Below are 15,644 nucleotides of genomic sequence, written 5' to 3' on the forward strand. Positions count from 1 at the left end.
AACTATAAATGACATATTTCCGTAAAATACTTCAATTCGCAAAACCTTATAAGAACTTTGCGATACTGAATATTATTTGCAATATTTTTTATGCGATCTTTAGTACCCTTTCCTTTATAGCCCTTATTCCGGTTATTCAGGTTTTGTTCGATAAAACAAAAAGGGTTTCAAAACAGCCGGTCTGGGACGGACTGTCCGGAGCTAAAGATTATGTAACAGATTATTTTAATTATGAGGTTACCCAAAGAGTAAATGAGGATGAAGTTTCGGCTCTTATTTTCATTTGCGGTATTGTAGTTCTTTTGTTCTTTTTAAAGAACATGTTTGGATACTTAAGTTCATTTTTCCTAACATTTCTTCGGAATGGAGTATTAAGGGATGTAAGGGATGCCATGTATAAAAAGATCCTGGAACTTCCTGTCGCCTACTTTTCAGAAAAGAAAAAAGGGGATACGATTTCACGGATTACTGCCGACGTTAATGAAGTCCAGACTTCCTTTCTATCCATACTTGAACTAATTGTAAGAGAACCACTTACCATATTGTTCACCATTATCGCAATGTTGTTAATGAGTGCGAAACTTACGCTTTTCGTATTCATATTTCTTCCTGTTGCCGGTTTTGTGATCTCTCTTATTGGAAAACAATTAAAAAGAAAATCCAATTTAGCTCAGGAAGAGAACGGACATTTTTTAAGCATAGTAGAAGAAACACTTTCCAGCCTTAAGATCGTGAAAGGCTTTAATGCTGAGCAAAAGTTCTATTCCCGTTTTCAGGAATCAACAAACAGACTCAACGGAATCTTAAACAGTTTGGTAAACAGGCAGAATCTTGCTTCGCCAACCAGTGAGTTTTTAGGGATTTTTGTTATTGTGATCATCCTCTGGTTTGGAGGGCATATGGTACTTGTAGACGGAACTCTGGATGCTGCTACTTTTATAGCTTTTCTTGGTCTTGCCTATAATATACTTACACCTGCAAAACAGATTTCCAAAGCTTCCTACAGCGTTAAGAAGGGAAATGCTGCGGCCGAAAGGATCTTAAGCGTACTTGAAACACCATCTACTATAACCGATGCTCCGGATGCAATTGACAAGAAGTCTTTTGAAAAAGAGATCAGCATTAAAAAAGTGAATTTCGCCTATGAAGATGAAACGGTTTTAAAAGATTTTTCGGTTACTGTTCCCAAAGGTCAAACCGTTGCATTGGTTGGACAATCCGGATCAGGGAAGTCGACCATTGCCAATTTGATCACCAGATTTTATGACGTAAATTCTGGAGAGATAGAACTGGATGAAACCGATATTCGAAAAATTAAGAAAGCTTCCTTAAGAGATCTTATGGGACTGGTTACTCAGGATTCCATTTTATTTAATGACAGCATTAGGAATAATATTGGAATGGGTAAGGATAATGCAACCGATGAAGAAATTATAGATGCTCTTAAGATCGCCAATGCCTGGGAATTTGTAAAAGATCTTCCAAAAGGGCTGGACACCAATATTGGTGATAGCGGAAATAAATTAAGTGGTGGTCAAAAACAACGATTATCAATCGCCCGTGCCGTTTTAAAGAATCCACCAATCATGATCCTGGACGAAGCAACTTCAGCATTAGATACGGAAAGTGAGAAATTGGTTCAAAAAGCACTGGAAAACATGATGAAGAACAGAACCTCTATCGTAATTGCGCATAGACTATCTACTATTCAGAATGCAGATAAGATCGTAGTGATGCAGAAAGGTGAGATCGTGGAACAAGGAAAACATCAGGAATTGATCGATGTCAATGGTACTTATAAGAAGCTTGTAGACATGCAATCTTTTGAATAAGGCGGATTATTATAAAGTGATTTTGAGGTGTTATCCGGATTCGGTTAGGAAAGGCTATTTATACTTTACACTTTTTGGATGAGACTTTAATTAAAAAGAAAATGGATGACCTATAGTAGGGATCATCCATTTTTCAAAAATTACATCCACCTTGGGGCAGGTGAAGATAATTTAGATTCAATTCAATTTTTAAGGGGCAAAAAAAGGATTAAATCATTTTTCTTGTAGTAAATATACGACTAAATATGTTTCAAACAAGAAAAAAATGCTTTTTAGCAGAAATTTATGCTGTTTGGCGATAGAATCACCATAATTTGTTTGAAATTTCTTACATAATATTAAATTACACTGTAAGAAAATAGCTTGATTAATTTTATACTTTTAATACGGTTCAACCGGTTTATATTTTGCAGAGTACTGAAGAGCAATTACTTAAAAAACTAAAGGATAGTGCTACTTCCCATGAGGCCTTCCGTGAACTTATAAGTTTATATAAGGAACGTCTCTATTGGCATATTCGAAATATTACAAAAGATCATCAGGATACAGATGATATCCTGCAAAATACTTTTATTAAGATATATAAGAATATAGGTCAGTTTAAAGGTGACAGTAAGCTTTATAGCTGGATGTACAGGATCGCCACCAATGAATCTATCACCTTTATTAATAAAAAGGCTAAAAGGCTTAAGATTTCATCTTCAGAACTGCAGGATCAAATAATTGACAATCTGGAAAGTGATGTTTACTTCGAAGGGAGTGAAATTCAGCTTAAATTACAAAAGGCGATCGCCACGCTTCCTCAAAAACAACAACAGGTATTTAACATGAAGTATTTTCAGGAATTAAAATACCGGGAAATGGCCGAAATTTTAGACACAAGCGAAGGAGCCCTGAAAGCCTCCTTTCACATAGCTTCCAAAAAGATAGAAGAATATTTAAAGTCAAATTAAACCATTTACAATAATAGCAGTCAAATAAATAATGAAACCAAATAGATCTAAATATTGCAAAAATTCCGGCTTCAAGACCCCTGAAAATTATTTCAGTACTCTTGAAGATCGGGTTATGCATGCTATCGATCCTGAAGGAGTAGATCTGGAAGGACAGGTCGATTCTGGTTTCAAGGTTCCGGAAGCTTATTTCGATACATTGGAAAGCAGTATTCTTAAAAAGATCGAAAATGATAATAGACCGGTACGTCGAATTTTCAGAAAAGAATTTATTTATTATGCTGCTGCAGCTGCTGTAATCGCATTCTTAATGCTGGGAAATTTCTTCACTCCTTCTCCAAGTACAACGCCAGGATGGGATGATATTGAAGTTTCTGCCATGGAATCCTATCTGGATGAAGGTTACGAAATGGATTATCTGGATCTAAGCAGTTCAGATTATGCTGAATTTTTTAATAGTGGTAAACTTTTTGAAGAGTCAGATCTGGATCAACTCACATCAGAAGCAGTTATTCAATACCTGGATGAAAATGTTGAAGATCCTTTATATATAATGGAATGATAATGAAAAAATATATTTTTATAGTACTATTCTTATTCTCTGCTACTTTATCCTTTGCTCAGGAGGATTCAGGCGAGAGAGATGCTCAGCGTGAACGAATCAAAGCGCTTAAGGTCGCTTACTTCACTCAGGAAATGAACTTCACCGATAAGGTTGCCCAGAAATTCTGGCCAATTTATAATGAATATGAGAGTAAACGCCGGGAATTGCATAGGCGCGAACACATTGAACTTGACAATATAAGTTGTTATAATGAAGATCAGGCCGATGAACTTTTAGACGAATTCCTTTCTATAGAAAGTGAAGAATACAAGATCAAGAAGCAACTCTTTAAGGAACTTAAACAAATAATCTCAGCCCGGGATATTATAAAATTACATAAGCTTGAAAAGGAATTTCATAAAAAGCTTATAAAGGAATATCGTTCCAAGAGAGACAAGGATATTTCAAATGGTAATGGATAGAAGTAGTGAGCTATTCATAATTAGTTTTTTGGTTAGTTAGTAGTAAATACTCCGGTTATTGAATTCGCCGGAGTATTTTTTTTATCTGAAATTCAATTTGGAGATCCTTCCTTTCCCTGCTGCATAAGCCACACTGTCATTTAAAAATCTTAAAGTATAGAAACCTTCATCAGAAAGTTTTTCCCAGGTCTCACCGCCATCTTTACTATAGTGAATTCCCGTAAATCCGGTAGCAATAAGCTCTTTACCGTTAGTACCGGGAACATATCTAACAGAACTTTTATACCCTGGCTCCTGCCCTTCTGCTACTAAATTCCAGGTTTTCCCACCATCTTTGGTAACTGCTTTATTTCCGGTATTGCCTTCAGGATTTGTATAATCACCTCCAATAATAAATCCGGTTTTTTCATCATAAAAATCCAGGCTATAACCTCCACCGGTTGGAGTTCCCTGAGTTAATGGGATATCGAATACTTCCCAGGTTTTCCCCTTATCAGGTGAAAATAATATGCGTGAGCTCATTCCTCCCGTTAAGATCCAGGTTTTACTTCCCTGAATAGCAATATTGGAATTACTTGCCGCAAATGCAGCTTCTCCTTCATTCACTTTTGGAAGGTCCTTACAATTTAGTTTCGACCAGGAATTTCCTCCGTTACGGGTTATAATTACAGACATACAACCATCTGTTGGGTCACCAATTGCAATCCCTTCATTATCGTTCCAAAAAGCCATTGCATCATAAAAGACCTTTTCGTGCTCCTCTTTATAAACCAGTTCCATTGCACCAGAATCACCCGTTTTATATAAAAGTGCCGGAGTACCTACACTTAGCATGAAAAAATCATTGGAAGTACTTCCTACAGCTCTAAATTCCGGAGATAAAGTATCATGCTTTTGTTTTCCGGTTTTCCAGGAATCATTTACCGGATCATATAAACCATAGCTACCGTTATTTGCAGCAAAAGCTAGGTTGTTTCCCATAAGTTCAATGGCACGGATACTTAAAGAATCATCTTTTAAAAGGTTTTCCACCTCCATATTCGTAAATGCAACTCTCTCCTTTTTTTCAGAAGAAAACTCTTTGCTTTCATCTTTATCTCCCTTACAGGCTATTATCAACAGAATTAGTAAAATGCTTAATTTTTTCATATTTTGAATTTGAACCAAATATAAATTTTTCCGAATCAAAAAACCGTAACTTTGCGGCCTTAAAGAAGAAATATGCGCCTACACAGAAACCTTGTTTTTGCAACTATTGATGCCCTATCCGAAATATTTAATGAAGGAAGTTATGCCGATAAGGTAATCGAAAAGACCCTGAAGCGAGACAAGCGATGGGGATCCAGAGACAGAAGTTTTATTGCTGAAACCACCTATGATATTGTAAGATGGAAGAGATTATATGCTGAAATTGCTGAAGTAAAAGAACCTTACAAAAGAGAGGATCTATTCAGGATGTTCGCAGTATGGTGTGTTTTACGTGGAGTCACAATTCCGGAATGGCCACAGTTCGAAAAAACACCTGAAAGACGAATTAAAGGAAGATTTGATGAACTTAGCCGTACCCGAAAATTCAGAGAATCTGTGCCGGACTGGCTGGACGAACTGGGAGCCAAAGAACTTGGTGAAAAGGTATGGACTAAGGAGCTAAGCGCTCTAAACCAACAGGCTCCTGTAGTAATAAGAGCTAATAAATTAAAGACCAACCCTCAAAAATTAGCCGCAATTCTAGCCGAAGAAGGCATTGAAACGAAAGATCTTAGAAACTATCCGGAAGCTCTTGAGCTAAAGGAGCGTGCAAATATTTTTAGAACCAAAGCATTTCAGGATGGGTTATTTGAAGTCCAGGATGCGAGTTCCCAAAGAGTAGCAGAATTTCTGGATGTACAACCGGGAATGCGCGTAGTGGATACTTGCGCCGGAGCCGGTGGTAAAACGCTTCATCTGGCTGCTTTAATGGAAAATAAAGGTCAGATCATTGCTCTGGACATTTATGGAAATAAATTAAAGGAACTTAAAAGAAGAGCAAAAAGAGCCGGTGCTCATAATGTAGAAACCCGTAGCATTGAAACTACGAAGGTTATCAAAAAATTATATAATAGTGCCGACAGAGTTTTGATCGATGCACCATGTAGCGGATTGGGAGTTCTAAGCCGTAATCCAGATGCTAAATGGAAGTTACAGCCGGAGTTTTTGGAAAAGATCAGAAATACTCAGTCTAAAATTTTGGAACAATATTCTAAAATCGTAAAAAAAGGCGGGAAATTGGTTTATGCTACCTGCTCTGTCCTTCCTTCTGAAAATGATAAACAGGTTCAGAAATTCCTTAAAACCGAATCGGGCAAAGAATTCCGTTTACTTCGCGAAAAGAAAATTCTTTCCAGTGAAAGTGGTTATGATGGTTTTTACATGGCTTTACTGGAAAAAGAATAATTCTGTTTCCTAAAAAAGTTGTTTTAATATAAGTGAGGAACTCTCACCGTGTTCAAAGATGCCGGTGAGTTTTTCTTCATTTTCCAGCCCCTCTATCATATTTTCGCAGAGGGTTTCACAATCGATTGCATATTGATCAAGTAAGGAAAACTGAACTGCATCTCCGGTCACAAAATTGTTTCCATGTAACTTTAGTTCAATTTCGAATTGAGTATTGTTAGGGACTTTATTTTGGGACTTAACATTTACAAGAATGTATTTAATGGAAGATCCATCTGCAGGAGGATTTTCAAGTTGTACTTTTCGAACCCTTAGATCATAAACATAACCTGGGAAAAATTCAAAACCGTCGATATCTGCTCCCAAAGTAGACCACTCTTCCCCTCCTATTTTATCATTTTCCTGTACCTGTAGCGAAAGATACATCCCCTCGCCGATACCGGTCTTTTTAAAATGATTTACCCTCATTTCTACCATCTCTCCTTTTCCTCCTGAAAAACCGGAAGGGGAACAGGAGAATAAAATAATTAATAATCCTATAATTGGAAGAATGGATTTATAAAGCATTGAACAACAATTTGAAGTTTAACCGATCCTCGTTTTATATAAGATTCGGTACTTCTATAAAGATAATTAATCTTCCTAAGTCTGCAGGTAATTTCCTTATATAAAAACCATTAAGATTCCTGAGTATTAATTTCCTGAATTAACCGCAAAAAAGTAAATTTGTGCCTTGCTCATAACAACACAAACACAACATACATGATCCTTTTCTTCGGAAATCAAACTACTAAGATATTTGCGGTAGAAACGCATTCTAATCTTTCAGCTCAGGAAATCACTAAACTAAACTGGCTTTTTGGAAATACACAACAAATCAATAAATCTGCTCTGGCAGATTTTTTTGTTGGGCCACGTGCCGCCATGATTACTCCCTGGAGTACCAATGCTGTTGAAATTACCCAAAACATGGGAATCAAGGGCATCATTAGGATTGAGGAATTCCTTAGAGTTGATGAACATTTTCACGATTTTGACCCAATGTTATCTCAAAAATATGAAGGTCTTGATCAGGATATTTTTGATATTCATGTAAATCCCGCTCCTATTATTGAAGTTGATGATATCTCCGCTTATAATAAACAGGAAGGGCTGGCACTTAGTGACGATGAAGTTAAATATCTGGAAGATCTTTCAGATAAATTAGGACGTAAATTAACCGATTCTGAAGTTTTTGGTTTTTCTCAGGTCAACTCGGAACACTGCAGGCATAAGATCTTCAATGGAACATTTGTAATTGACGGGGAAGAAAAACCGGTTTCATTATTCAAGCTTATCAGAAAAACTTCCGAAGAAAACCCGAACGATATAATTTCGGCATATAAAGATAATGTGGCCTTTGTGAAAGGTCCAAAGGTGGAGCAATTTGCACCAAAGTCACCAGACGTGCCGGACTACTATGAAACAAAAGATTTCAATTCTGTAATTTCAATTAAAGCAGAGACTCACAATTTCCCGACTACCGTTGAACCTTTTAACGGAGCAGCCACCGGAAGTGGTGGTGAGATTAGAGACAGGCTGGCTGGTGGAAAAGGTTCTCTTCCGCTTGCCGGAACAGCCGTTTACATGACTTCCTATTCCCGATTGGATAAAGATCGTAACTGGGAAAACGGAATGAAGGAAAGAGATTGGCTTTATCAAACACCAATGGATATCTTGATCAAAGCTTCTAACGGAGCTTCAGATTTTGGAAATAAGTTTGGACAACCATTGATTTCAGGATCTGTTCTAACCTTTGAACATACCGAACATGACCGCATGTTGGGTTATGATAAAGTGATCATGCTTGCCGGAGGAATTGGATATGGCAAACAGGAACAGGCTTTAAAAGACACTCCAGAAAATGGAGATAAAATTGTAGTGCTTGGAGGAGAGAATTACCGGATTGGAATGGGTGGAGCTGCTGTTTCTTCAGCCGATACCGGAGCTGTTAGCAGCGGAATTGAATTAAATGCCATTCAAAGATCCAATCCCGAAATGCAAAAGCGTGCCGCGAATGCCGTACGGGGAATGGTAGAAAGTGAAGAGAATCCAATTGTATCCATTCATGATCATGGAGCCGGCGGACACCTTAACTGCCTGAGTGAGCTGGTGGAAGAAAAAGGTGGAAAGATAGACCTGGATAGTTTACCGGTTGGAGATCCTACCCTTTCTGCAAAAGAAATTATAGGGAACGAATCTCAGGAACGAATGGGATTGGTAATTGGTCAAAAAAATATCGATAAACTTAAAAGAGTTGCAGATAGAGAACGCTCTCCAATGTATGAAGTTGGTGAGGTAACCGGGGATCATAGATTTACTTTTGAAGGAGAACGTTCGGGACAAAAGCCTATGGACCTTGCTTTAACCGATATGTTTGGCAGCTCTCCTAAAACTATTATGAAAGATAAAACCTTGCATAGAAAATATGACAAGGTTAACTACCAACAGGAGAAAGTGCATGAATATCTGCATCAGGTTTTACAACTGGAAGCCGTTGCCTGTAAGGACTGGCTAACGAACAAAGTTGACCGTTGCGTTTCCGGTCGTGTTGCCAAACAGCAAACCGCCGGCCCATTGCAATTGCCTTTAAATAATTGCGGTGTAATGGCTTTGGATTATAAAGGAAAAGAAGGAGTGGCAACTTCTATAGGGCACTCCCCTGTTTCAGCACTTGTAGATCCGGTTGCAGGATCAAAGAATTCAATTGCCGAAGCATTATCAAATTTAATTTGGGCTCCTCTTGAAAATGGGCTTAAATCGGTTTCCCTTTCTGCAAACTGGATGTGGCCTTGTAATAATGAAGGTGAAGACGCTCGTTTATATGAGGCGGTGAAAGGAATTTCAGATTTCGCCATCAACCTTGGGATAAATGTACCAACCGGAAAGGATTCACTTTCCATGAAACAAAAATATAAAGATTCTGAAGTGCTTTCACCCGGAACTGTTATTATTTCGGCAGCCGGTCATTGTGATGATATCACGATTGTTGTGGAACCTGTTTTGAATAGAAATGGTGGAGATATCTATTATATCAATATGTCTCAGGACCACTTTAAATTGGGAGGCTCCTCTTTCGCACAGATTCTTAACAAAGTTGGAGATGAAGTTCCAACTATTAAAAATGATTCAGATTTCGCGAAGACTTTCAACGCCATCCAGTCCATGATCAAAAATAACATGATTATCGCCGGTCATGATGTTGCTTCCGGAGGTTTGATCACCACTCTATTGGAAATGTGTTTTGCAGATGTGGAACTTGGTGCAGACCTGGATTTTTCCGCGCTTGGAGAAAATGACCTTATTAAGCTTCTTTTTAATGAAAACTGCGGAATTGTATTTCAATCGGTAAACGATAATGCTGAAAGATTCCTGAAAGAAGTTGGGGTCGAATTTTATAAAATTGGACAGGCCACAACCAGCAATGCTCTTAATATTAAAAATGGTAAGGAAAACCTGAGTTTCCATATTCCTGAATTAAGAGATATTTGGTACAAAACCTCCTTTTTACTTGATGAAAAGCAAAGCGGAATTGATAAAGCCACAGAGCGATTTCACAATTATAAAGAACAACCCCTGGAATTTAAATTTCCGGCACATTTCACCGGAAAACTTCCTGAATTAGATAAAAACAAACCACGAATCAAAGCTGCCATAATTCGTGAAAAGGGATCAAATTCTGAAAGAGAGATGGCACGCGCCATGTATCTTGCCGGTTTTGATGTGAAAGACGTTCATATGACCGATCTTATCACAGGTAGAGAAACTCTGGAGGACATACAGTTTATTGCGGCTGTTGGAGGATTCTCCAATTCAGATGTTTTGGGAAGCGCCAAAGGCTGGGCCGGAGCATTTTTATATAATGAAAAAGCTAAAACAGCTCTGGACAATTTCTTTGCCCGTGAAGATACCTTATCATTAGGAGTTTGTAATGGCTGCCAGTTATTCATTGAATTAGGCCTGATCAATCCTAATCACGATCAAAAGCCTAAAATGCTTCATAACGAATCCCACAAATTCGAATGTAATTTTACTTCAGTAGAAATACAGGAAAACAATTCTGTTATGCTTTCCAGCCTAGCGGGAAGTAAACTTGGAATCTGGGCTGCTCACGGAGAAGGTAAATTCAGTTTTCCATATGAAGAGGAGAAATATAATATTGTAGGTAAATATGGTTATGAAGGTTATCCTGCAAACCCAAACGGATCTCATTATAATACTGCTGTTTTAACTGATGATTCCGGACGTCACCTGGTGATGATGCCGCATTTGGAGCGATCTACCTTCCAATGGAATTGGGCACACTATCCATCTAATCGAAAAGATGAAGTATCTCCATGGTTAGAAGGTTTTGTAAATGCAAGAAAATGGCTGGAAAACAAACAATAAGCTTATTTTTTTAAACAATAAATTAAAGGGATGTTAAAAACATCCCTTATTTTTTGAATTATCCATTTGTTATAGCTTGCTTTTTTCCTATTTTGCAAGGTATATATCTAATAATTCTTTTTCATGAAGGAAATTAAACGTCTCTTTGACTTTCCATATTACCAGTTAGAAAACCATCCCTTAGATGTAGCCTTTGCTACAAAATACGACGGTTCCTGGAAAACTTTATCTACCAAACAATATATAGATCAGGCAAATGCGGTTAGTCGCGGACTTTTGAGACTAGGCATAAAACCTAACGATAAGATCGCTGTTATTTCCTCTTCTAACAGAACGGAATGGAATGTGATGGACATTGGGATCATGCAATTAGGAGCTCAAAACGTTCCGGTTTACCCAACAATCTCAGAAGAAGATTATGAATATGTATTAAATCATAGCGAAGCAACTTTCTGCTTTGTTTCAGACGAAGAAGTTTTAGGCAAGGTTAACCGTATAAAGAATACGACCAGCATTAAAGAGGTTTTTAGCTTCGACAACATTCCCGGGTGCAAGCACTGGACAGATGTTGTAAAAGAAGGAGAAGATAAAAGTAATCAGGCTGAAGTTGATAAATTAAAGGATGCAGTAACACCGCAAGACCTTGCTACCCTGATCTATACCTCGGGAACTACAGGGAGACCTAAAGGGGTAATGTTAACCCATGAGAATATTGTTAGCAATGTTCTGGGAAGTGCGCCACGTGTCCCGTTTGATACGGGAACCTATGTAGCACTTAGTTTCCTTCCTGTTTGTCACATTTTTGAGAGAATGATCCTTTATCTATATCAGTATTATTCGGTATCGGTTTATTTCGCTGAATCTATTGAGAAGATCAGTGACAACCTAAAGGAGGTGAAACCACATGTGATCACGGCTGTTCCAAGATTACTGGAAAAAGTGTACGATAAAATTATAGCCAAGGGAACTGCGCTTGGAGGAATAAAACAAAAATTGTTCTATTGGGCTGTTGAACTGGGTCTGGAATATGAGCCATACGGGCAAAATGGATGGTGGTACGAAACAAAACTTAATCTGGCCAGAAAACTTATTTTCTCAAAATGGAAAGAAGGTCTTGGCGGGAATATAGAATTGATCGTTTCAGGAAGTGCTGCTTTACAACCTCGTTTGGCACGAGTTTTTGCCGCTGCTCAAATTCCGGTTATGGAAGGATATGGTCTAACCGAAACTTCACCGGTTATTGCAGTTAACGATGAAAGAAACCATGGTTTCAGAATCGGCACAGTTGGAAAGGTCCTGGATAATGTAGAAGTTAAGATTGCTGAAGACGGAGAAATACTTACCAAAGGTCCTAATGTGATGAAGGGCTATTATAAGGACGAGGAAAAAACACGTGAAGTATTAAACGGTGATGGATATTTCCATACCGGAGATATAGGGAATATTGACAAAGATGGTTTCCTTAAGATTACGGACCGTAAGAAGGAAATGTTTAAAACATCCGGTGGAAAATATGTAGCTCCTCAACTAATTGAGAATACTATGAAACAGTCTCGTTTCATAGAACAGATCATGGTTGTAGGAGATGGAGAAAAAATGCCTTCGGCATTAATTCAGCCTAATTTTGAGTTTATTGAAGAATGGGCAGAACGAAAAAATATAGACATAGGTGATAAATCACATGCCGCGATTGCCAGAAACGCTGCCGTTATTGATAGAATTCAGGAGGAAGTAGAATTTTACAATGAGAAATTCGGGAAGTGGGAAAGAGTAAAAACTTTTGAACTTACTCCGGACGCCTGGACCATAGATGATGGTCACCTCACTCCTACTATGAAATTAAAAAGACGAGTTATTAGAGAAAAATATAAAGACCTATACGAAAAACTGTATAGCCGTTTTTAATATTTATTATCAAATCAACAATAAAAACTCCTCCAGATGCGGGGAGTTTTTTCGTTTTAAGAATTTAACAGATACATAATCAAGATTTTAATAATTTTAAATCAATTTTATTATGCATGCATAGTATTTTTTCCTAACTTTGGGTTCAACCCAAAATCCCTATGAAGGAAAAAACAATTGATTATGTTTTGCGTGCCACATGGATGGCCGTTTCCAAAATGTATAATGAGGAAGCAGGTAAAGCTGGCAGCACTATGGCAACGGGGTTTGCCCTGCTTAGTATAGATCCTGAAGAAGGCACTCCTTCTACTTCCCTTGGACCTAAAATGGGAATGGAAGCCACAAGCCTTTCCAGGATCCTTAAGAATATGGAAGAGAAAGGATTAATTGAAAGAAAAAGGAATCCTCATGATGGCCGCAGCGTTCTTATCCATCTTACCAAATTTGGAAAAGAAATGCGGGATTATTCCAAGAGGGTTGTTTTAAGGTTTGACGAAGCTGTAAAGGAAAATGTATCTGAAAAAGATCTCAAAACCTTTATTGCTGTTGCACAAACCATTACTGACTTAATAAGTGATAAGAAAATATATACTGAAGAAATCAGTGTAAAATAAATTTAGACCAGCTCCTTTAAAGGATATGGACTATCTAACCTATAAATTTTAAATAATGAAAAGAAGGATTAATAAAGTTGCAGTTATCGGCTCCGGAATTATGGGAAGCGGTATAGCATGTCATTTCGCCAATATTGGTGTGGAGGTGTTATTGCTCGATATTGTTCCCCGGGAACTAAATGATAAGGAAAAGAAAAAAGGTTTAAGCCTCGAAGATAAAGTTGTAAGAAACAGGATTGTGAATGATGCCTTACAGGCTTCAGTTAAATCTAAACCTTCTCCTATCTATCACCTTGACTTTGTAAACCGAATTACGACAGGGAATCTTGAGGATGATATTCATAAGGTAGCCGAAGTTGATTGGATCATTGAGGTTGTAGTAGAAAGACTTGATATTAAAAAGCAGGTCTTTGAGAATCTTGAGAAACATAGAAAACCGGGTACTCTTATTACCACTAACACTTCGGGTATTCCAATCAATTTTATGACCGAAGGTAGAAGTGAGGATTTCAAGAAACATTTCTGCGGAACCCATTTCTTTAATCCACCACGTTATTTAAGATTATTTGAAATTATCCCGGGAAAAGAAACTTCATCAGAAGTTCTTGATTTTCTGGTAATGTATGGTGAAAAATTCCTTGGTAAGAAAGCGGTGCTTGCTAAAGACACTCCTGCTTTTATTGGTAACCGAATTGGAATTTTTTCCATCATGAGCCTTTTCCATACGGTAAAGGATATGGGTATGACCATTGAAGAGGTTGATAAATTAACCGGACCCGTAATTGGTCGCCAGAAATCGGCCACCTTTAGAACGGTTGACGTTGTTGGTTTAGACACCCTAGTTCACGTTGCGAATGGATTACATGAAAATGTACCTAAAGATGAGCAGCATGATCTTTTTGCCCTTCCGGATTTCATCAATAACATGATGGATAAAAAATGGCTGGGTAGCAAGACCGGACAGGGATTCTATAAAAAGTTAAAAAATAAGGATGGCTCCAGTGAAATTCAGTCTCTGGACCTTGACACACTTGAATACCGCGGAAGAAAAAGCGCCTCTTTCGCTACGCTTGAAATGACCAAGTCAATTGATAATGTAGCCGATCGTTTTAAAGTTCTTGTAAAAGGAAAAGACAAAGCAGGTGATTTCTATAGAAAGAGTTTTTCTGCTCTTTTCGCGTATGTTTCTAACAGGATTCCTGAAATTTCAGATGAGCTTTACAAGATCGATGATGCCATGAAAGCCGGTTTTGGCTGGGAACATGGACCATTCCAGATCTGGGATGCCATTGGTGTTGAAAAAGGTATCGAAATGATGAAGGCGGAAGGTTACGAACCTGCAGCCTGGGTTAACGAAATGCTTGAGAACGGCAGTAATAGTTTCTACACCGTAAAAGAAGGTAATACCTATTATTATGATATTCAGGACAAGAAACAAGCGAAAGTTCCCGGACAGGATGCTTTTATCATTCTGGACAATATCAGAGAATCTAAAGAAGTCTTCAAAAATAGCGGTGTTGTTGTAGAAGATCTGGGAGATGGAATCCTGAACGTTGAGTTCCGCAGCAAAATGAATTCCATTGGTGGAGACGTCCTGGATGGATTGAATAAAGCCATTGATATGGCTGAAAAAGATTACCAGGGACTTGTAGTGGCCAATGATGGAAAGAACTTCTCGGTTGGTGCCAATATTGGGATGATCTTTATGATGGCCGTGGAGCAGGAATATGACGAATTGAATATGGCTATCAAATATTTCCAGGATACCATGATGAGAATGCGCTACTCCTCTATTCCAACCGTCGCTGCACCTCATGGAATGACGCTTGGAGGTGGATGCGAACTATCCCTGCATGCAGATAAAATAGTAGCTGCGGCTGAAACCTATATAGGATTAGTTGAATTTGGAGTTGGTGTGATCCCCGGAGGTGGTGGAACCAAGGAAATGACGGTTAGAGCTGCAGATACTTTCCAGAAAGATGATGTGGAGTTGAACAGATTAAGAGAACATTTCCTCACTATTGGAATGGCGAAAGTTTCAACTTCGGCTCATGAAGCTTATGACCTGAACATCCTGCAAAAAGGAAAAGATATAGTGGTGGTAAATCCAGACCGTCAACTGGCAATTGCTAAAAAGCATGCGTTATTGATGGCTGAAAATGGATATACCCAACCTATAAAACGAAGAGACATTAAAGTACTGGGTAAACAGGCTTTAGGAGCTTTCCTTGTGGGAACAGATCAAATGGCCGCCGGAAAATACATCAGTGAACATGATAAGAAAATCGCTAATAAACTGGCTTATGTAATGGCCGGTGGTGACCTTTCAGAAAATCAACTGGTAAGTGAACAATATTTACTGGATCTGGAAAGAGAAGCTTTCCTATCGCTAACAGGAGAACGAAAAACCCTGGAGCGTTTACAGCACATGTTGAAGAAGGGGAAACCACTAC

General features: G+C 38.2%; 11 protein-coding genes. 9 read left to right on the top strand and 2 right to left on the bottom strand.

All coding sequences use genetic code 11. The features are described from left to right. Positions 1-8: 8 nt before the first annotated feature. The 4 genes from ACNKXV_RS08720 (at position 9) to ACNKXV_RS08735 (ending at position 3,811) form a co-directional block, all read left to right on the top strand. A complete protein-coding gene (locus ACNKXV_RS08720) occupies positions 9-1,832 on the top strand; it encodes an ABC transporter ATP-binding protein (protein ID WP_417907324.1) in 1,824 nt (607 codons plus the stop codon). Between the two features lie 407 nt (positions 1,833-2,239). Next, positions 2,240-2,785 (top strand): RNA polymerase sigma factor, encoded by a 546-nt coding sequence (locus tag ACNKXV_RS08725; RefSeq protein ID WP_417907325.1) that lies wholly within the window; start codon positions 2,240-2,242, stop codon positions 2,783-2,785. A gap of 31 nt (positions 2,786-2,816) precedes the next feature. Next, on the top strand, positions 2,817-3,347 hold the full coding sequence (locus ACNKXV_RS08730) for a hypothetical protein (protein WP_417907326.1): 531 nt from the start codon (positions 2,817-2,819) through the stop codon (positions 3,345-3,347). 2 nt (positions 3,348-3,349) lie between these two features. After that, a complete protein-coding gene (locus tag ACNKXV_RS08735) occupies positions 3,350-3,811 on the top strand; it encodes a hypothetical protein (RefSeq protein WP_417907327.1) in 462 nt (153 codons plus the stop codon). 81 nt (positions 3,812-3,892) lie between these two features. On the opposite strand, the gene ACNKXV_RS08740 is transcribed toward ACNKXV_RS08735, so the two are convergent. Then, complete coding sequence (locus ACNKXV_RS08740; RefSeq protein ID WP_417907328.1) at positions 3,893-4,960, bottom strand: WD40/YVTN/BNR-like repeat-containing protein; 1,068 nt, start codon at positions 4,958-4,960, stop codon at positions 3,893-3,895. Positions 4,961-5,032: 72 nt separating this feature from the next. Here ACNKXV_RS08740 and ACNKXV_RS08745 point away from each other — a divergent pair, with 72 nt between their 5' ends. Beyond that, complete coding sequence (locus ACNKXV_RS08745) at positions 5,033-6,244, top strand: RsmB/NOP family class I SAM-dependent RNA methyltransferase (protein ID WP_417907329.1); 1,212 nt, start codon at positions 5,033-5,035, stop codon at positions 6,242-6,244. Between the two features lie 9 nt (positions 6,245-6,253). On the opposite strand, the gene ACNKXV_RS08750 is transcribed toward ACNKXV_RS08745, so the two are convergent. Beyond that, positions 6,254-6,811: a DUF4377 domain-containing protein gene (locus ACNKXV_RS08750; RefSeq protein WP_417907330.1), complete on the bottom strand. Its 558-nt coding sequence runs from the start codon at positions 6,809-6,811 to the stop codon at positions 6,254-6,256. Positions 6,812-7,006: 195 nt separating this feature from the next. On the opposite strand from ACNKXV_RS08750, the gene purL reads away from it, so the two are divergent. The 4 genes from purL to ACNKXV_RS08770 form a co-directional block, all read left to right on the top strand. Beyond that, positions 7,007-10,672: a phosphoribosylformylglycinamidine synthase gene (gene purL / locus ACNKXV_RS08755; RefSeq protein ID WP_417907331.1), complete on the top strand. Its 3,666-nt coding sequence runs from the start codon at positions 7,007-7,009 to the stop codon at positions 10,670-10,672. A 123-nt stretch (positions 10,673-10,795) separates the two neighbouring features. Beyond that, positions 10,796-12,577: an AMP-dependent synthetase/ligase gene (locus ACNKXV_RS08760; protein WP_417907332.1), complete on the top strand. Its 1,782-nt coding sequence runs from the start codon at positions 10,796-10,798 to the stop codon at positions 12,575-12,577. Between the two features lie 161 nt (positions 12,578-12,738). Continuing rightward, on the top strand, positions 12,739-13,191 hold the full coding sequence (locus tag ACNKXV_RS08765) for a MarR family winged helix-turn-helix transcriptional regulator (protein WP_417907333.1): 453 nt from the start codon (positions 12,739-12,741) through the stop codon (positions 13,189-13,191). A 55-nt stretch (positions 13,192-13,246) separates the two neighbouring features. After that, positions 13,247-15,644: 3-hydroxyacyl-CoA dehydrogenase/enoyl-CoA hydratase family protein (locus tag ACNKXV_RS08770; RefSeq protein ID WP_417907334.1), on the top strand; the 2,398-nt coding region annotated here is incomplete at its 3' end.

Origin of the sequence: Christiangramia aquimixticola, assembly GCF_048285835.1 — a bacterium.
Classification (GTDB): domain Bacteria; phylum Bacteroidota; class Bacteroidia; order Flavobacteriales; family Flavobacteriaceae; genus Christiangramia; species Christiangramia aquimixticola.

What these genes read in the sequence shown, in the direction of transcription:
- ACNKXV_RS08730 (WP_417907326.1), top strand. Translation starts at nt 2,817, where the DNA reads ATGAAACCAAATAGATCTAAATATTGCAAAAATTCCGGCTTCAAGACC.
- purL (WP_417907331.1), top strand. Translation starts at nt 7,007, where the DNA reads ATGATCCTTTTCTTCGGAAATCAAACTACTAAGATATTTGCGGTAGAA.
- ACNKXV_RS08735 (WP_417907327.1), top strand. Translation starts at nt 3,350, where the DNA reads ATGAAAAAATATATTTTTATAGTACTATTCTTATTCTCTGCTACTTTA.
- ACNKXV_RS08720 (WP_417907324.1), top strand. Translation starts at nt 9, where the DNA reads ATGACATATTTCCGTAAAATACTTCAATTCGCAAAACCTTATAAGAAC.
- ACNKXV_RS08750 (WP_417907330.1), bottom strand. Translation starts at nt 6,811, where the DNA reads ATGCTTTATAAATCCATTCTTCCAATTATAGGATTATTAATTATTTTA.
- ACNKXV_RS08745 (WP_417907329.1), top strand. Translation starts at nt 5,033, where the DNA reads ATGCGCCTACACAGAAACCTTGTTTTTGCAACTATTGATGCCCTATCC.
- ACNKXV_RS08740 (WP_417907328.1), bottom strand. Translation starts at nt 4,960, where the DNA reads ATGAAAAAATTAAGCATTTTACTAATTCTGTTGATAATAGCCTGTAAG.
- ACNKXV_RS08765 (WP_417907333.1), top strand. Translation starts at nt 12,739, where the DNA reads ATGAAGGAAAAAACAATTGATTATGTTTTGCGTGCCACATGGATGGCC.
- ACNKXV_RS08760 (WP_417907332.1), top strand. Translation starts at nt 10,796, where the DNA reads ATGAAGGAAATTAAACGTCTCTTTGACTTTCCATATTACCAGTTAGAA.